The organism is Corynebacterium sp. HMSC076D02 (assembly GCF_001813815.1).
In the GTDB taxonomy this organism is placed as follows: domain Bacteria; phylum Actinomycetota; class Actinomycetes; order Mycobacteriales; family Mycobacteriaceae; genus Corynebacterium; species Corynebacterium simulans.
In genome coordinates this window covers 1-16,066 of record NZ_KV814037.1, presented here as the reverse complement: position 1 = coordinate 16,066, position 16,066 = coordinate 1, and the positions used below count along the sequence as shown (strand labels likewise).

The 16,066-nt window shown below is 58.6% G+C and carries 17 protein-coding genes and 1 pseudogene; 7 read left to right on the top strand and 11 right to left on the bottom strand.

The annotated features are described in order from the left end of the window. Positions 1-34: 34 nt before the first annotated feature. Entirely contained in the window at positions 35-685 is a 651-nt protein-coding gene (msrA, locus tag HMPREF2935_RS00960) for a peptide-methionine (S)-S-oxide reductase MsrA (RefSeq protein ID WP_061925106.1), read from the bottom strand. Between the two features lie 197 nt (positions 686-882). Between msrA and HMPREF2935_RS00955 the strand changes: the two genes are divergently transcribed. Next, positions 883-1,485, top strand: a complete 603-nt coding sequence (locus HMPREF2935_RS00955; protein WP_061925107.1) for a superoxide dismutase — start codon at positions 883-885, stop codon at positions 1,483-1,485. A 95-nt stretch (positions 1,486-1,580) separates the two neighbouring features. Here the strand turns inward: HMPREF2935_RS00955 and HMPREF2935_RS00950 are convergent, their stop codons facing one another. Beyond that, complete coding sequence (locus HMPREF2935_RS00950; RefSeq protein WP_070731614.1) at positions 1,581-2,489, bottom strand: LysR family transcriptional regulator; 909 nt, start codon at positions 2,487-2,489, stop codon at positions 1,581-1,583. A 92-nt stretch (positions 2,490-2,581) separates the two neighbouring features. Between HMPREF2935_RS00950 and HMPREF2935_RS00945 the strand changes: the two genes are divergently transcribed. Together HMPREF2935_RS00945 and HMPREF2935_RS00940 are read left to right on the top strand one after the other, a co-directional pair. After that, entirely contained in the window at positions 2,582-3,733 is a 1,152-nt protein-coding gene (locus HMPREF2935_RS00945; RefSeq protein WP_070731613.1) for an MFS transporter, read from the top strand. Positions 3,734-3,744: 11 nt separating this feature from the next. Further along, the gene (locus HMPREF2935_RS00940) at positions 3,745-5,025 is read left to right on the top strand and encodes a copper oxidase (RefSeq protein WP_246817750.1); all 1,281 of its coding nucleotides are present in this window, start codon (positions 3,745-3,747) and stop codon (positions 5,023-5,025) included. Between the two features lie 83 nt (positions 5,026-5,108). Here the strand turns inward: HMPREF2935_RS00940 and HMPREF2935_RS00935 are convergent, their stop codons facing one another. Continuing rightward, positions 5,109-6,572 (bottom strand): TM0106 family RecB-like putative nuclease, encoded by a 1,464-nt coding sequence (locus HMPREF2935_RS00935; protein ID WP_083313152.1) that lies wholly within the window; start codon positions 6,570-6,572, stop codon positions 5,109-5,111. Between the two features lie 66 nt (positions 6,573-6,638). Here HMPREF2935_RS00935 and HMPREF2935_RS00930 point away from each other — a divergent pair, with 66 nt between their 5' ends. Continuing rightward, positions 6,639-7,271 carry a DUF6474 family protein gene (locus HMPREF2935_RS00930; protein ID WP_070731609.1) on the top strand — a complete coding sequence of 211 codons (633 nt, stop codon included), beginning with the start codon at positions 6,639-6,641 and terminating at the stop codon, positions 7,269-7,271. A gap of 113 nt (positions 7,272-7,384) precedes the next feature. Here the strand turns inward: HMPREF2935_RS00930 and HMPREF2935_RS00925 are convergent, their stop codons facing one another. Together HMPREF2935_RS00925 and HMPREF2935_RS00920 are read right to left on the bottom strand one after the other, a co-directional pair. Next, positions 7,385-8,023, bottom strand: coding sequence for a LuxR C-terminal-related transcriptional regulator (locus HMPREF2935_RS00925; protein WP_061925116.1), 639 nt, complete (start codon positions 8,021-8,023; stop codon positions 7,385-7,387). A 42-nt stretch (positions 8,024-8,065) separates the two neighbouring features. Further along, complete coding sequence (locus HMPREF2935_RS00920; protein ID WP_061925119.1) at positions 8,066-9,238, bottom strand: sensor histidine kinase; 1,173 nt, start codon at positions 9,236-9,238, stop codon at positions 8,066-8,068. On the opposite strand from HMPREF2935_RS00920, the gene HMPREF2935_RS00915 reads away from it, so the two are divergent. Further along, entirely contained in the window at positions 9,237-9,791 is a 555-nt protein-coding gene (locus HMPREF2935_RS00915; RefSeq protein WP_061925122.1) for a DUF2020 domain-containing protein, read from the top strand. The genes HMPREF2935_RS00920 and HMPREF2935_RS00915 overlap by 2 nt on opposite strands. Here the strand turns inward: HMPREF2935_RS00915 and HMPREF2935_RS13115 are convergent. Both HMPREF2935_RS13115 and HMPREF2935_RS00910 read right to left on the bottom strand, forming a co-directional pair. Further along, positions 9,788-9,940, bottom strand: coding sequence for a hypothetical protein (locus HMPREF2935_RS13115; RefSeq protein ID WP_168166278.1), 153 nt, complete (start codon positions 9,938-9,940; stop codon positions 9,788-9,790). The two genes, HMPREF2935_RS00915 and HMPREF2935_RS13115, sit on opposite strands and share 4 nt — an antisense overlap. Beyond that, positions 9,941-10,673 (bottom strand): annotated as a pseudogene (locus HMPREF2935_RS00910) (class E sortase). A 61-nt stretch (positions 10,674-10,734) separates the two neighbouring features. Between HMPREF2935_RS00910 and yidC the strand changes: the two are divergent. After that, positions 10,735-11,709: a membrane protein insertase YidC gene (gene yidC / locus HMPREF2935_RS00905; RefSeq protein WP_062043035.1), complete on the top strand. Its 975-nt coding sequence runs from the start codon at positions 10,735-10,737 to the stop codon at positions 11,707-11,709. On the opposite strand, the gene HMPREF2935_RS00900 is transcribed toward yidC, so the two are convergent. The 4 genes from HMPREF2935_RS00900 to HMPREF2935_RS13110 form a co-directional block, all read right to left on the bottom strand. Beyond that, positions 11,666-12,274: a TetR/AcrR family transcriptional regulator gene (locus HMPREF2935_RS00900; RefSeq protein ID WP_062043032.1), complete on the bottom strand. Its 609-nt coding sequence runs from the start codon at positions 12,272-12,274 to the stop codon at positions 11,666-11,668. The genes yidC and HMPREF2935_RS00900 overlap by 44 nt on opposite strands. 75 nt (positions 12,275-12,349) lie before the next feature. Then, the gene (locus HMPREF2935_RS00895; protein WP_061925134.1) at positions 12,350-12,613 is read right to left on the bottom strand and encodes a GlsB/YeaQ/YmgE family stress response membrane protein; all 264 of its coding nucleotides are present in this window, start codon (positions 12,611-12,613) and stop codon (positions 12,350-12,352) included. Positions 12,614-12,768: 155 nt separating this feature from the next. Further along, a complete protein-coding gene (locus HMPREF2935_RS00890; protein ID WP_070731608.1) occupies positions 12,769-13,668 on the bottom strand; it encodes a universal stress protein in 900 nt (299 codons plus the stop codon). Between the two features lie 43 nt (positions 13,669-13,711). Beyond that, a complete protein-coding gene (locus HMPREF2935_RS13110) occupies positions 13,712-13,855 on the bottom strand; it encodes a hypothetical protein (RefSeq protein ID WP_162839578.1) in 144 nt (47 codons plus the stop codon). On the opposite strand from HMPREF2935_RS13110, the gene HMPREF2935_RS00885 reads away from it, so the two are divergent. Next, positions 13,854-14,843, top strand: a complete 990-nt coding sequence (locus tag HMPREF2935_RS00885) for a pseudouridine synthase (RefSeq protein ID WP_070731606.1) — start codon at positions 13,854-13,856, stop codon at positions 14,841-14,843. The genes HMPREF2935_RS13110 and HMPREF2935_RS00885 overlap by 2 nt on opposite strands. The last annotated feature ends 1,223 nt before the right edge of the window (positions 14,844-16,066 follow it).

The following is a 16,066-nucleotide window of genomic DNA, read 5'->3' as shown; positions in this document are numbered from 1 at the left end:
AACGCTTCTCGCTCTATCCCAGCATGGCTGGGTCTTAGCCACACTTCACGCCGGTGGAATGATGCGGGCAGTAGCCGTGTGGGTTCTTGTGCAGGTACTGCTGGTGCTCGTCTTCGGCGAGGTAATACTCTCCTGCGTCGGTCTCAGATAGCACGACTACTTCAGTGGTGGTGTCACCAAAGCCGGCGTCGGCAAGCCTGCCCGCGTAAGAGTCAACGATGCCCTGAATTTCCACGCGCTCGGCCTCGGTCTCTGGATAAAAGGCCGAGCGGTACTGCGTTCCCACATCATTGCCCTGGCGGAAGCCCTGCGTTGGATCGTGTGCCTCCAAAGCCTTGACCACGAGCTCTTTCAGGGTTACCTGCTGCGGGTCATAGGTAATCTGCACGACCTCCGCGTGATTGGTCAGCCCGCGGCAGACCTCGTAATAGGTGGGGTTTGGGGTGGTGCCGCCGGCATAGCCAACGGACGTGGACTCCACACCGGGGGTTTCCCAGAACATTTTCTCCGCACCCCAGAAACAGCCGATGCCGATCACGAGAGACTTCTGCCCCTCCTTCCAGGGGCCGGTAATCGGCGTGCCCAACACAGCGTGCGGCTGCGGCTCCAAGATCGGTTCCGCGCGCCCCGGCAGAGCATCTTCCCGGCTAACGATTTTCGGTTCTGGTTTAAACAACCACGACATGTTTTCTTCCTCGTTTCACTTTGAATTTGATGGTTATTTGATGGTTTTCACGAATTTTCTTCGGGCCGTTTGGCCACCGTTTAGGGCCAAGGCCTGCTCTTCGATGCGGACGAGTGTAGCGCGGGGTGGAAAAATTGTGGCGGAATACTTTCAGCGCTCCTATCATTGGGCACCGTACCCAAAGAAAGGAATTAACAATGGCTGTCTACGAACTTCCAGAACTCGACTACGCATACGACGCACTCGAGCCACACATCTCCGCAGAGATCATGGAGCTGCACCACACCAAGCACCACGCTAACTACGTTGCTGGCGCAAACGCTGCTCTCGAGGCTATCGACGCTGAGATTAAGGGTGAGGGCAACGCTGACCGCCTCCGCGCTCTGTACAAGAACCTTGCTTTCAACCTGGGTGGCCACACCAACCACTCCATCTTCTGGAAGAACCTTGGCCCTAACGGTGGCGGCGAGCCAACCGGCGAGCTGGCAGAGGCTATCAACCGCGACTTCGGTTCCTTCGAGGCTTTCCAGAAGGCCTTCAACGCTGCGGCTCTTGGCCTGCAGGGCTCCGGCTGGGCTGTCTTGGGCTACGACCACATCGCTGGCCGCCTGCTCGTTCAGCAGCTGACCGATCAGCAGGGCAACACCTCCATCAACTTCACCCCGCTGCTCATGCTGGATATGTGGGAGCACGCTTTCTACCTCCAGTACAAGAACGTGAAGGCTGACTACGTCAAGGCAGTCTGGAACGTATTCAACTGGGATGACGTTGCTGAGCGCTTCGCTGCAGCTTCCAAGTAAGCGTTAATTCACGCTTTTAGAGCCGGCCTTTACCCGCCTTTGATTGGCAGGAAGGCCGGCTTTCTTTTTGTTTTCACCTACTTCTCGAGCCCTTGTTAGACCCTGCCTTTAGCCCAGGCCCCTTCCACGATGAAGTCGCGGAACTGCGCGACCGGCGGAGCCTCATCTCCTTGCCGCCAGACGAGGCCAAGCTCGCGGTAGGCGGGCGGCTGCAGCGGAACGAGGTTTCTTACCTGCAGGTAGGGGTCGTCGAGGGGCAGAAGCGCGCTACCCAGGCCGGCGGCAACGAGTCCTGCCACAGTGGTTAGCTCCATCGACTCAAAGACCAACCGTGGGCTAAAGCCTGCACTGTCTGCTAGGGCGTCGAGAAGCATGCGCGTGCCATACCCGGGAAGCATGCCGATGAAGGGTTCCTCGCGGAACTCGGCGATTCCTACCTCCGCGCGGCCTGCGGCCCAGTGCCCCTCGGGCACGGCGAGCCCCAGCCGCTGCCTCTCGATCTGGTGCCATCCCACCTGTGCGCTAGTTGCCGGCTCCGCCGCTTCGGGCAAAGTAGGCCGCGGGCCCACCAACGCTAGATCAGACTCGCCCGCGACCACGCGGCCGACCAGCTCTTGCGCCGCGCCTTGATGCAGACGAATATCCACGTTCGGATGCTGTGCGCGATAAGCCTTGACCAGGTCAGGGACCATCCAGGTGCCCAGCGAATGCATGAAATCTAGGCGAACCGTGCCGCGTTCCGGGTCCATGAGCCGGGACACCATATCCCGCCCGGCGCGCTCGGCGGCGAGCATCTTCCGTGCCTGCACTACGAATGCCTCACCGCGGGTATTGAGCACCAGCCTGCGCCCCACGCGGTTGAAAAGACTTGCCCCCAGCGCGCGCTCCATGCGTTGCACTCGGCGGGTGAGCGCAGACTGGGAAATGCCTAGCTCATCAGCCGCGGCGCCCACCTGCCCGAGCTCCGCAACGGCGACGATGCCACGAACGTCATCCAGGTTCACTCCCGCACCCACTTTTCTATATGCGCAGTCTGCATTAAATTTCTAATTTTCAGACATTTTACACATGCATTTCCGCCACGCATGCTGTTTATATGACTAGAACCCGGCGCGCCATGCTCGCAATGCTCTTCGTGGGGCTGGCGATCTTTTCCTGTCTTTACACCACCCAAGCCCTACTGCCCACGCTGGTGGAACAGATGGGGCTCAGCTCCACGCAGGCCGCTCTGACGGTGTCGGCGGCCACTGGCGCGCTGGCACTATGCGTAATTCCCGCTTCCATCCTTTCGGAGCGATTCGGACGCGGCCGCCTGCTCATCGTCTCGGCGGTGGGTGCGACGCTGCTGGGCTTGGTCGTACCGCTGGCCCCAAACGCAGCATTGCTCATTACTTTGCGTGGCCTGCAGGGCGCGGTGATTGCCGGCGCCCCAGCCACGGCTATGGCCTGGCTATCTGAGGAGCTTTCTGCCACCGATCTCGCCCGCGCGATGGGCCTCTACATCGCCGGCACCTCCATCGGCGGGCTAACCGGCCGTCTCGTGCCCACCAGCATCGTGGAGTTCAGCTCTTGGCGATGGGCGTTGTTCGGCTCAGCCTGCGTCTCGTTGTTTTTCGCCCTCGTTTGCATCTTGTTGCTGCCCGCACAGCGCAACTTCACCCCTAAGGAACTGCGCTTTGGCAACGAGCTACGCGCCATCTTTGGCCATCTGCGAAACCGCAAACTGGTGGAGCTATACCTCGTGGCATTTCTGGCGATGGGCACCTTTGTCTCGATGTACAACTTCTTAGGATTCCGGCTCATCCAGCACTTTGGCCTGGCGCCAGCGCTGGCGGGTTCGGTGTTCCTCTTCTACTTGAGCGGCACGTGGGCCTCGGCTCGCGCAGGCCGGCTGGTACAGCAGATCGGCCATGGAAAGACGCTTTTTGCTTCCTGTCTCCTTTTCGCGCTCGGCATCTTTGCCTGCGCCGGGCCCCTTCCGTTAGTTCTGCTGGGCATCGTGGCGCTGACGGTCGGTTTCTTTGCCGCGCATTCCACAGCTTCTGGCTGGGTCGGCCATCTGGCCACCCATGACCGTGCGGAGGCCTCCAGCATGTACGTCTTTTGTTATTACTTTGGTTCTTCCGTCCTGGGCGCGGTGGCAGGCCTGCTTTTCGACGCCCTGCCCTGGGCCGGCTTCATCGCCTGTTACGGCGGCGCGGCGCTGGTACTGACAGGCCTGACTTTGACCTTGAGAAAAAACGAATAAACTCGTGTTTTATGGATAAATGGTCAGCGCGCACGTGGCATCGCCGGGCCTCGCGTCCCGTGACAATCTGGATGATGGTCTTCATCGTTGCAGGCGCTATCCACACTTTTATCCCGAACGCGCGCTGGGTGCTCATTCACATCTTCACGCTGGGCATTCTGAGCAACTCCATCGTGGTGTGGTCCCAGCACCTTTCTGAGAAGTTTGTGCAAACCCGCCTGCCGGATTCCGCCCGGCCCGCCCAGCTCACCCGCATCTACGTGCTCAACGCGGGCATTGTGCTGGTGCTTATCGGTCAATTGCTTCTGCATGCGTGGTCACAGCACTGGATACTCACCCAGGTCGGCGCCACAATAGTTGCTGCGATGATTGCCTGGCATGGCGTTTCCTTGTCCGGCCAGTGGCGTGGAAGCAATGGCAAACGCTTCCGCCCCGTCGTTGCCGCCTACGTCGCCTCCGCCTTCTTCCTCGCGGTGGGCGCTGCTTTGGGCGCGCTGCTTTCGGTGCATCCTGCTCACCCACAACTGCTCATCGCCCACGTCACGGCCAACGTCGCTGGCTTCGTGGGCTTGGCCGCGGCCGGCTCGCTGACCATCTTGTTCCCGTCCATCTGGCGCACCAAGGGCGTCAACAAGCGTATGCGCCCGAGCTTCCTGTTGTTGGCCCTCGGCGTCATCGTCACCTTGGTCGGCACCATCTTTAACCATCCGGAGTTCGGCCTCGTGGTCTACTGCGTGGGTTGGGTCTTAAGCCTTGAAGGTTGGGTCACCAACGTACTCAACGTGGCTAAGGAGCCGCGCGGGCGTGTGAACTACCCTTCGATCTCCGTTCTGTGCTCCGCTTTCTGGCTGGTAGGCGCGCTGACCTACTACACGGTGCAACACTTTTTTAGCCCTGAGCCCGGCATTCCCACGCTTGGACTGGTGGTGGGCTTTGCCGCGCAGCTCCTCTTTGGCGTGATGAGCTACCTGCTTCCCATCACAATGGGCGGCGGCCCGGCAGCCACCCGTGCGGGCCTGCAGGAGCTCAACCGCTTGGGCCTGCTGCGCGCCACCTTCATCAACGGCGGCGTGGCGATCTGGATGTCCTCGACGACCGTCTGGGTGACGCTGGTTGCCACTCTCCTGTGCATCGGCTCCCTCGCGGTTTACCCGGTGCTCATCGTACGCGCGGTGAAAGCCCAGAAAGCAGTGCTGCAGAAGAAAGCCGAGGGCCCTGCCCCGGAGACCACCATTCCGTGGCACCAAGTGGGCATAGGCGCTGCCATCCTGGCACCACTGCTGCTGTTCTAATACGCAGACTCGTCGCTTACAGCGGCGGTTCCGGCGTATCCAGGATCGGAGGATGCTAGAGAGATTAGATAAAGCCCCAAAGGCTAGATGCTAGAAAGCGCAGGTACGCCCGGCGCGCCGACACTCATGAAGTCGCGCACGGCACGAGTGGCCTGCACGTCGCCAGAATTATAATCGAGGATTTGCTGGCGAACTTCCATATCCCCTGCCAAAGCTTCGCGGCGGGCGTTGACGGATTCCTCGCCGTCGAAGTCTTCGGGCCATTGAAAACCGGAAACGGGAGCCACGGTCTTAAGGCCGAGCCCATAGGGGCCCACAAAGTTGCGCTTGACGTGGACAAACATGTCGACCCACTCGGGCGAGGCGATGAACTCTTCGACCTCTTCAAGCTGTGGGGCGCCAAAACGCTTGGCGGACATGCGCATCCAGTGGTTCTCACCGTGCGCGGAATAGCAATAGGCCGCGAAGGTCTTGCCCGCGGCATGCGCCTGGGCGCGCAGGCCCATCAGCCACTCCCAGAACTCCGCGAAGTTAGCAGCCTCAGCGCGCCCGCCGAGCGGTTCCCAGGTCACGAAAGCGTGGTACTCACCCTCATACCAAGCACCCCAGAGATAAGCGCCCTGGTCCAGGTAGGCCTCCATGTCTACATCGACTTCGACGTCGGCACGTGGCACGGTGAGTCCGGGCTGAGCGCTCTGTGTAGCTTTATCGCGGCGCAAAAGTGGCTCGCCCACGCGCCAGGCCTTGGCGAGCTGGGAGGGCTCGCCCAACTGGGCGTCGATAAGCGCTTGCACCGTCTCGATGCCCTTTTCGCGGTAGGGCTTGGCGCGATCGCCCGGCAGGAACAACGAAATGTCGTCGCGGGCGCGCAGCTCAGGCTCGCACAGCTTCCAGAAACGGCAGGTTGCGCACTCTTTGACGCGGCGTGGACCCGTGGGCAAAGGCTGCGCCAACGCACTCGCGACGTCGAAACGTGCGGTGTCGGTGAAAAATACCCGCGAGCGATCCTGGCCAATCGCTCCGCCCCGGCCCGAATTTAGATCAAGGTCCTCCAGCGCACGCGCGGCAAATGCCAGACGATAGCCGTCGACGGAATGATGCCGCAGCTTATAAGGCACCTCTAGTGGTTCACTAAGGCCTACCCTGTGGGTGGGCACCGCCAGAGTGCGCGCATTTTCGTTACGGCGCGCTACGCGGTGATTCGAGACGATGATCGGCGTATATGCCTCACCCTCACGCAGCAGAAGGTCTACTTCTACCTTCCATTCGTCGGTGGCGAAAATGGCTCCCGTGATGTGTGTGTATCCATAGGCCAACGCCTCTAGCGTGGCCATAGAACGCTCCCACTCATCACCTTCCAAGTCGATGCGCCGGAAGCGGCCGGGAGCCTTGACCGGCAGGTTCGCCATCGCGGCTTCTACGGCGGCCACGTGCCTTTCGGCCCGGGCCTTGGAGGCCTCAGTTGGTTGGATCTCCGGATGGGCACGCCGCTGCACCAGCCTATAGCGACACCCCACGAGGTCCGCAGCACCAAGCACATCCTTCACAACGGGTGAGCTTAATAGAACAGCAAGGTAAAGTTGAACCCAGACAATTAAGTAAAGGAAAAATTTATGAGCATCGTGAAGAAGATTAGGAAGGCTCGCCGCGAAGCACGCGCCGAGGTCAAGGCCGCCAAGACCCGCGTCAAGGCAGAGGTTAAGGAAGCATCCAAGGCCCAGCAGCGCCAGCAGAAGCTCCTGGCCAAGCAGGAAAAGGCGCTCATCAAGTCCGAGGAGAAGGGCCTTAAGAAGCGCCGCAAGCACGAAAAGAAGATGGCACAGCTCGAGCTCGATAAGCTCAAGCACGGCCGCCTTAACAAGGACAATGTCAAGCGTTACGCCGGTGCTCTGCGCACCGCTGCCCCACTGCTGCTGCCGCTCGTTTACCGTGGCATCGTTGCGGCACAGGGCCAGCTTGAGACCAAACGCGCTAAGAAGGCCGGCCTGACCACCGATCAGATGGCGGCATTCTCCGGCCACGGTGCTTCCTTAAAGGCTCGCACCGTAGGCATCCGCAACACCCTCAAGGATTCTGATCTCCCGGCCGGCTTCAAGCGTGACGTGAAGGAGCGCCTCAACGAGGTTGACTCTTCCATCGATAACGCCGAGTACATGACCGACCAGCAGCGCCGCCGCGTGCACAAGACCATCAACGCGGAGATCGACAACATCACCGCTGAAATCCAGCAGCGCCTGTCCGCATAAGGTCAACCAGCAGAGCAGTTCTCCACGCCGCCTTTTTTATTTTTTATTAGGGCTCAACCAAGTTTTGGACCCCTATTAAGAACCTTAAAAAGGGCGGTAGGGCCGAGAAAGCTCTACAGCACGCCCTGCTCGCGAGCAGCCGCCACAGCGGAGGTACGCGAGCGCACGCCCAGCTTGTCGTAGATGTGCACCAGGTGGGACTTCACGGTTGCCTCAGACAGCATGAGGTCTTGGCCGATCTCACGGTTGGAAGCGCCGGCAGCCACCAGCTTGAGTACCTCTAGCTCTCGCGGGGTCAACGAGGTGCGCGGAGTGCGCACGCGGGTCATCAAACGATCTGCCACGATCGGCGAAAGCGCCGAGTCACCATCTGCGGCGGAATGCACGGCAGCGAGCAGCTCGTTCGGCGGAGCGTCCTTGAGCAGGTAGCCCACTGCGCCAGCCTCAATGGCGCCGAGAATATCGGCGTCGGTGTCATAGTTAGTCACTACGAGAACCTTCGGCGGATGCGCCATGGAGGAGCGAATAGCTGCGGTTGCCTCAGCACCGCCCATCACGCGCGTGCCTTCCACGCCGGCACCGAAGCGCAAGTCCATTAAGATGACATCGATTCCGCCGGCCTGTGCCGCGGACACCGCGGCCTCCGCAGTTGCCACCTCGCCTACAACCTCGATGTCTTCAGCGCCTTCGAGTACGGATCGCAGCCCGAGGCGAACGATCTCGTGGTCATCGGCCAACAAGACCCTAATCACGCGCGCTTCCTCCTAAAGTGGTCGAGACAATCATCCAAAAGTTTAATCTACCGTGCCGCCCAAGGGCATACTAACTGACACCGCAGTACCGGAACCTGGTGTTGACTCCACCACGACCTCACCGCCGAGCTCCTCCGCGCGCCGGCTCATAGCGCTGAGCCCAATATGCCCCAGGCCCGCGGGCTGGTCCTGCACCTTCGCTACGTCAAAGCCATGCCCGTTATCCACGACGTCGACACGCACCTCGTCCGGGGCATAAGTCACGGTGATGCGCGCGCGGGTGGCACCCGCATGCTTGACGACGTTGCCCACCGCGCCCTGCGCGATACGCAAAAGCGCCGCCTCTACCTTCATCGGCAGCTTAACTTCTTCACCTTCTGCCTCCACCTCGACGTTCACGCCGCTAGTGGCCGCGAAGTTCTCAGCCATGCGGTTAAGCGCCGCCTCCAGTGAAGCCTCCGCCAGCGCGGGTGGTTGGAGCGCCGCAATCATGGCGCGGGCTTCGTGCAGGTTATCGGCCGCAGTTCGCCGCGCGAGTTCGATGCGCTCCTGGGCTCGCTTGATGTCTTCCTTCCCCAAGTCCCGATCTGCCGCATGCAGCAGCATCTGGATGGAGGAAAGCCCCTGAGCCAGGGTGTCATGAATCTCGTGCGCGATGCGCTGGCGCTCTGCGATCATGCCGCTTTCACGTTCCGATTCCGCCAGCTGCGAACGCGTCTCGATGAGCTCGCGATTCATCAGGGACAAGGCTCGGAATGCGTAGTAGATAGCCACCGTCACTAGCGCAGAGACCGCAGGTCCCATGACACCGCCGAAGGTCAACCCACCCGGGATCTGCATGATCACCGAAATCGCCGTCGCCGCAATGACGCAGACGATGCCCACGTACAGGTCAAGCACGTAGAGATACAAAAAGAACAGCGCAAAGACCAGGTAAATCGCAACGGGAGCGACGAACATGTCTGCCATCCACACGACGGATAGAATCACCAGCCATAGGTATCGCACGCCCTTTGGCCATTGCTCCAAAAAGACCGAGCCTGCGAAGTAAATTGCCGCAAACGCCGTCAGCAGCAACAGGTTAATCACGGCCTGCCACAACGGCAGGCGCACCGTGCTGAAGATGGCCACCACGAGCAAGGTCGCGGTAAGGATATGAATGCCATTGCGCAAAGCCTCAGTCTCTGAGGAACGCTGGTCTATTGTGGACATCATGCGCAAAAGCCTACTGTCCGGCCTTCTGGCCGTCACGCTCGCCCTCGGCGCCTGCAGCTCCCAGGAGACCGCATCCACCGACTCCGCACCCGCGCCTCACGACGCCGCGCCGTCTTCCGCGGCTCCAGGAGACGGCCTGCCCGTCGATGCCACCGCCGAGCCGAATGCCGAAGAAGCCTGCCCCTATCTCGATACCCAGTGGGTAGCTGATACGAATGGGCAGAGGATGACCCGCACGGCCGTCGACAAGCGCTTTAGCACCCCCGCGTGCATCTTCTGGTCCTATCCGGAAGACCCGCAGGCCACGGTCGTAGTCCGCGAGATGCCGGACGTTGAACAGGCCCGTGCCGTGGTGGATTGGGCCGCCCCGGTCGATTCCACGGAACTAGCCGAGTTCGCAGGCTGGTCCGGCGGCCGCGGCGTCTTCGACGAAGCATATTCCGTATACGCCGTGCAAAAGGACAACAAGGCCGTGCTGGTGTGGTCGAATCAGCTCCAGACCTTGAAGGCTGAGCTCATCGCCCAAGAGGCGATTAAGAACTTAGGGCTTTAAACCGCCACGTCGTTATACGGCATTATCGTCGAAACCCACGGGAAAACAACCTCCATCAGGAGAAAAAATACGCCAACCGCAATCGCGAGAGCCAGCACCGCTTTGACGGCGGTGGGCCCTGGCAAAAGATTCCATAGTGCGCGATACATCTAGCTCTCCTCCAGTACGGCAGGGGTCTTGCCCTCTACCTTCGGTTCATGTGCGACTTCCATGGCATGGACAATCATGCGCTCCGCATTCGAAAACTGCGGGTGGCAGGTGGTTAGGGTGAGCAAGGCTTCCGACGCCTGCTCGACCGGGGTATCCCAGCCCGGGACAGGGGCGATAGCCCCGACGTCGCCAGGCAGCGTGATATGCCGACCGCTCAAACCTTGGTACTCAGGCTTAGCCTTCTGTTCAGGGCTAAAGCAATCAGCTGGCGCGCCGTCGATTGGCAACACGCGGTAGGTTATCCACTCCGACTGGGTTTCGACCACGATGGCATCGCAGGTCTCAAGATTAGCCAAGTCATTAAATGGGGCACCCTTGCCCACGCGGTGGCCGGCGACGGCGAAGTTTCCGAGTTCCCCCGGCATCTGACTATCGGTGTAGCGACCTGGACCGCGCAGTAGATCCTCTTCCTGCGTGCCTTCAATGATGGCGAATTGGAAATCCGAGCCGAACGTCGGAATATACATCCGGGCAAAGGCCTCACCCAGCTTGGGGTGGAGTTTTCCGCGGGGGGTTATGCCACTGAGTTTCCAAGTTTTCGCTCGCCTTTTCCTGCAGACGGTCAGACTCAAGGTTGGTCCAGTAGGCCTCATAGAAGGCAAAGAGAAGCAAGATGACGCCACTGGTCAGCAATAGCTCACCGATGACGGTGCTCACTCTATTTTTGCTCATAATTTAAACTTAATCGCTGTACAGTACAGAAAGCCCTATCCGCGCCTCGTGAAGGATTAACATGCTCGAAATATTCATGTACCCGGTCTCCGGAATCATGAAGTTGTGGCACATACTTTTCGCCCAATTCCTCGATAGCTCGCTGGCGTGGTTGGTGGCAATCGTCTTCCTTGTGATCACAATCCGCAGCTTTATCGCACCGCTGAATTGGCTTTCGGTGAAGTCGGGGCGCATTGGCGCGCTCATGCGCCCAGAGCAGGTCGCTCTCAATGCCCGCCTCAAAGAGGCAACCACGGTGGAAGAGGCGATGGAGATCCTCACCGAGCAAAAGGAACTGCGTGAGCGATTCAAATTCAACCCGGCGGTAGGCTGCCTGCCCATCTTCATCATCATGCCGATGTTCTTGGGCCTCTACCAGGTGGTTTTGCGCGCCTCCCGCGAGGGCAACAGCGACCATGTGGGCCTTTTAAATCCCGCAGACGTCGCGGCATTCCGCACCACCTTGCTCAACGGAGTACCGATTACGGATTTCGCCCGTGAGCACAAGGATCTTGTGATTCCCATCTTGGTGCTAGCGCTTTTGTTCACCGTTCTGAACATGGTCATCACGCTTTACCGCTCTTATCTGACCACGCAGTTTGATAAGAAGTTCAACCGCCGCATGCTCTGGTTTACGGTCCTGCTCATCTTCTTGGTGCCGTTGCTGCTATGGAACACCGCAATGACCGCACCTATCCCGGTGGCAATCATTTACTACTGGGGCTGGACGTATCTTTACACGCTCATCCAGACAGTGGTCTATGAGCTAATCCTGCGCCGCCGTTACCCGCTACCAGAGGAAGTCCATGCCTTCCGCCGTGAGACCATCGGCCGCTGGCGTTCCAAGGAAGAAAAGCGCAAAAAGAAAGCCCGTTCCGGCAAGGAGGCAAAGGAACAGGCTAAGGCGAAGCGCAAGGAAAACATGCGCATCGTGGCGCAGGCTCGCAAGCAGCTTAGATCGAATAGTCAGCAGGAGGCGCAGAAAGAAGCTGAATAGCCAGTTCGCGCGCGGTCTTCAGCGGTGAAAGCTCACGGGTAAGGCGCGCGCCTGCCATGCCGCCGTCCAGGAAGATGAGCAGCTGGCTTGCCTGCGTGGCAGAAGGATAGCCGTTCTTTGCGGTAAGCAGCGCAGTCATGGTGTTGTGCACCCAGGTGCGGTGCTCTACGCAGGCTGCCACGATGCCGCGTTCAGCATCGGTTTCAGGGCGTGGATATTCGCCCGCGGCGTTTAGGAAGTGGGAGCCGCGGAATTCGATTCCTGGCTGTTCCTCGATTGCTTTATCGAAGAAGGCCAGCACCTTCTGGTACGGATCGGTCATGTTTGCGGTACGGGCTTCCCAATCGGCCCGGTACTTCTCGTCAAGCGACTCCACATATGCAATGACGAGGGCGTCTTTAGAGCCAAAGAGGGAATAAAGGGATGCCTTGGCCACATCCGCCTCGCGGAGAATACGGTCAATACCGATGACGCGAATGCCTTCGGTGGTGAAAAGATTGGTTGCGGACTCAAGGAGTCGGCTACGCGGACTCGGACGGTTCCTGCGCGATTTCTTTTCTGGCATATCCTCTCCTAAAACGACAAAACCGGTTCATCTATACAATATAGACAAACCGGTATGTACGCTAATTAACCCTGTTTACTTGGGAGACTTCTTGGTAACCAGGCCGACAATCCACAGAAGCAAACAAGCGCCCAAGGTGGCGACGACGATCATCATGATCCATCGATTCGGGGAGTCAAAACCAACAAAGGACATAATGCCTGCGCCCAAGAGGCCGCCAAGTACACCGACGATCAGGTTGGTCAGAAGACCGTGATCACGCTTCATAATCTTCTCTGCCAACCAGCCAGCGATAATGCCGACGATGATCGAACCGAAAAATCCAAGGCCCATGCCCATAGCTATCTCCTTTTATTAGTTCTTTCAGCTACAAGCACTATGGTGCCAGCAAAAAATATAAACACAAAAGGGACGATCTGCGTTTCCGCAGGTCGCCCCTCGAAGCGTTGATGAATCGTTAGTTAATTGCCAGGGAACCCCCAGAAACTAGCGCTCTATTCTCCGGAATCCGGACGCACAACCATCATCGGGCACGGTGCCGACTGCAAGAGTGCGCGGGAGGTGGAGCCAAGAAGCATGCCCTTGAATCCGCCGCGGCCGTGGGAGCCAACGACTAGCAGCTGGGCGCCATCAGCGGCGTCGGTAAGTGCGCGGACCGGACGGTCACGAGCAATAACCTTCTTGACCTGAACGCCTGGGTACTCCTCTTGAAGGGAAGCAATGCGCTCGCTGAGCAGCTCTGCCTGCTCCTTCTCCACGTCTGCCCACTCAGCCTGTGCGGCGGAGAGGCCAGCGAGGGAAGCCTGAACCTGCATGTCCATCCAGGTGTGAACCGCGATGAGCTCGGCGCCACGGGCATCTGCTTCCTTGAAGGCATAATCGGTAGCCTTCTGGGAAACCTCAGAACCATCGACACCAACAACAACCGGACCGTACTTGTTCAGCTCGGTGACGTTGTTGTTATCACGAACCACAACAACCGGGCAGGCAGCGTGGGAAACCACGGAAGCGGAAACGGAACCCATCACCATGCCGGAGAGACCACCCATACCGCGGGAGCCCATGACAATCATCGTGACGTCCTTGGACATTTCCAGCAGCATGTCAATCGGGGAGCCTTCAGCCACCGTGTGGCCGATCTTCAGATCCGGCGAAACCTCATGAGCGATGGCGCGGCCTTCTTCGATCTTCTCCAGAGTTTCTGCCTGCAGATCATCGAAGAGTTCCTTCGGAGGGACCATGCCCTCTGCGTACAGGAATTGCGGCATGGTGTAGCTGGAGGCAATGCGCAGCGGAATGCCGCGCTTGGTTGCGGTGTTAGCAGCCCAACGAACAGCGTTCTTGGAGGCTTCCGAACCGTCTACGGCAACAACAACAATGTCTTCCTTGGCCATGATGTTTTCCTTTCAGCTGGTTATACCCTCAGTCTAGTACGTACTAACCAATCTCCGCAGTAGTTGCAGCGCCTGCATTAGCTGGGAAAAATACGGAGTACAAGAACTCCGCAATCTGTGCGATTACGGCGCCAATGCCGTTAGAGAAGAATTCAATTACCGGTGCGAGAAGAGAGTCAAAATCCATGGGAAACAGACTAGTGCATATGCGCAAGGGGTTCAGCCCATTGCCAATTAAAGATGGTCTGAATCCGACCAGGGTGCGCGTACCGGCCGGCCCAATTACAGCCTGGGCATTTTTGGAAGAAGTGATTACAGCACAGCGCCATCGCAGTCCGCTTGACGACGCCGCGGCGCTCCAGGCGCGCTTCGACAACAATGAGGTGGTTCTGCGCGACCAAACAGTATTGAGCCCGGAAACACTGCTCAGCACCGACACTGACGTGTTCTTCTACCGCATGCCGGCGCCCGAAACACCGGTGCCCTATGACATCCCGATCATCTATGAAGACAAGCACCTGCTCGTAGTAGACAAGCCGCCATTTATGGCAACGATGCCCCGCGCAAAGCACATCGTCCAGACGGCCACAGTTCAGATGCGCCGCAAGACCGGAATCGACGAACTCACACCCGCGCATCGCCTCGACCGACTTACTTCCGGAATCTTGGTATTTACAAAGACGAAGGACGTACGCGGCGCCTACCAGACACTATTTGCGGAAAGGCGTGTGCAAAAGACTTACGAGGCTATCGCCCCGCTTTCCGACGTCGCGGCGGGCACCGTGTGGGAGTCACGCATCGAAAAGACCCCTGGCGAAATCCAAGGGCGCATTGTGGACGGCCCCGTAAACGCGATCACCATCCTCGCCGACGTGACCGCTGTGGACAACACCGGTTACGAAAATATTCATGGCAAGCAACCCCCGCTCGCCCGCTACACGCTCAAGCCGAAGACGGGTAAGACCCATCAGCTAAGGCTCCACATGTGGCAAGCCGGCGTACCCATTCTCGGCGACCCCGTGTACCCCGTCATCTATCCCGCCGACGCGGAGAACATGCGCGTCCCAATGCATCTCACCGCAACGCACATCGCATTCACCGATCCACTTTCTGGCAAACCTCGCGAGTTCTCCTCAAACTTGCCACTAGTCGCCCATAATTTCCTTCACCCATAAATGTTGTAATTCGTACGTCGATCCCATCGAGCTTTTCACCAGGAAAATCACGAGCGTCTACAAACTCATCTTTTACCCAACCCACTAAACCGAAACGAAATAAAAACAGCCGACCCGCATTCCAAACTTTCAAAAGCCGAGCCTCGCCCACATTAAAATGCAGCGCGCATTAGAGCATTCATGCTCAAGCTATCGCGCCCTGGACCCGACCAGAAAGCAATAACCCTGGCGCGAGCAATCCACCAAACAAGCACGACCCGTTACAGCAACCACGAACAAGCCGCAGACTTAGAGTTATAGCCCGCAGCATAAGGTCACCCCGAACGACTAAGACTCAACGCTCCGCAGACGATGAAGTCGGAGCCGCCGCGACGCAAACGAAACGACAAAACTTGAAAGGGCGACTTACCTCGGTGAGGTTGCGATTCCCCGAAACTACACCGGCACCGTAAGCCCCATAGCAACTCCGTACCCCACTCGTCGCCACTACCCAAGGACCAACCGGTCCACGGCTGCAATCGCAATAAAGAAATCGACGGCGAAATGTCTACTTTCATGCGATCCATCCATAAGAAGCGTTTCGACACTGTGCTTTAAGCCGAGACTAAGGACGGCGAATTGGAACAGTCACCGACACCGTCGCCCACGGGCAATAAATCAGTCCGGCGGCGCGCCGCTATCAGTGAAACTGTCTCTACCTGCACATTCACGAGACGGACAAGCACCAATTGCACAGCTATGCAAACAAATAGACGCAATTACCCACCGGCTCAGAATGGGACTACTCACGGAAAACGTCTCGACTAGCTGAACAACGAATAAAGCGATCTAAACGCCATTCAAAAACGCAGGGATTGAGCATTCCTAAGGGAAACGGGAAAATCGGTGTACAAACAGGAGCACTATTGGAAAACCGGTGTGGCTTGAGTGAATAATTGACGCCGCAAATACCCCTGCGATCACAAGACCTCCAGCCATGGATTCCCTGATCCAAGGCCGATAACAACCGGGTTGATTGCTCAAGCGCCGTCAGAACAAGGCAACGAAAGATGATGTATTCAGCTTCTCCGGAGTTAGCGGCCTTGGGGAAAGATCTCATCGGCATTAACCAAGCGGGGCCCAATCCTAAACAACCATCGAAAGCCGCATTCAAACTCAAAAGCGGACAGGACCTGCATTCGAAGCATCGAAGCCATAAAATCTAGCGGCCCCAACGCTTCTCG

Coding starts and splice junctions, on each gene's coding strand:
- msrA (WP_061925106.1), bottom strand. CDS start 685: ATGTCGTGGTTGTTTAAACCAGAACCGAAAATCGTTAGCCGGGAAGAT.
- HMPREF2935_RS00955 (WP_061925107.1), top strand. CDS start 883: ATGGCTGTCTACGAACTTCCAGAACTCGACTACGCATACGACGCACTC.
- HMPREF2935_RS00945 (WP_070731613.1), top strand. CDS start 2,582: ATGACTAGAACCCGGCGCGCCATGCTCGCAATGCTCTTCGTGGGGCTG.
- HMPREF2935_RS00940 (WP_246817750.1), top strand. CDS start 3,745: ATGGATAAATGGTCAGCGCGCACGTGGCATCGCCGGGCCTCGCGTCCC.
- HMPREF2935_RS00930 (WP_070731609.1), top strand. CDS start 6,639: ATGAGCATCGTGAAGAAGATTAGGAAGGCTCGCCGCGAAGCACGCGCC.
- HMPREF2935_RS00915 (WP_061925122.1), top strand. CDS start 9,237: ATGCGCAAAAGCCTACTGTCCGGCCTTCTGGCCGTCACGCTCGCCCTC.
- HMPREF2935_RS00920 (WP_061925119.1), bottom strand. CDS start 9,238: ATGATGTCCACAATAGACCAGCGTTCCTCAGAGACTGAGGCTTTGCGC.
- HMPREF2935_RS13115 (WP_168166278.1), bottom strand. CDS start 9,940: ATGTATCGCGCACTATGGAATCTTTTGCCAGGGCCCACCGCCGTCAAA.
- yidC (WP_062043035.1), top strand. CDS start 10,735: ATGCTCGAAATATTCATGTACCCGGTCTCCGGAATCATGAAGTTGTGG.
- HMPREF2935_RS00900 (WP_062043032.1), bottom strand. CDS start 12,274: ATGCCAGAAAAGAAATCGCGCAGGAACCGTCCGAGTCCGCGTAGCCGA.
- HMPREF2935_RS00895 (WP_061925134.1), bottom strand. CDS start 12,613: ATGGGCATGGGCCTTGGATTTTTCGGTTCGATCATCGTCGGCATTATC.
- HMPREF2935_RS00890 (WP_070731608.1), bottom strand. CDS start 13,668: ATGGCCAAGGAAGACATTGTTGTTGTTGCCGTAGACGGTTCGGAAGCC.
- HMPREF2935_RS00885 (WP_070731606.1), top strand. CDS start 13,854: ATGGGAAACAGACTAGTGCATATGCGCAAGGGGTTCAGCCCATTGCCA.
- HMPREF2935_RS13110 (WP_162839578.1), bottom strand. CDS start 13,855: ATGGATTTTGACTCTCTTCTCGCACCGGTAATTGAATTCTTCTCTAAC.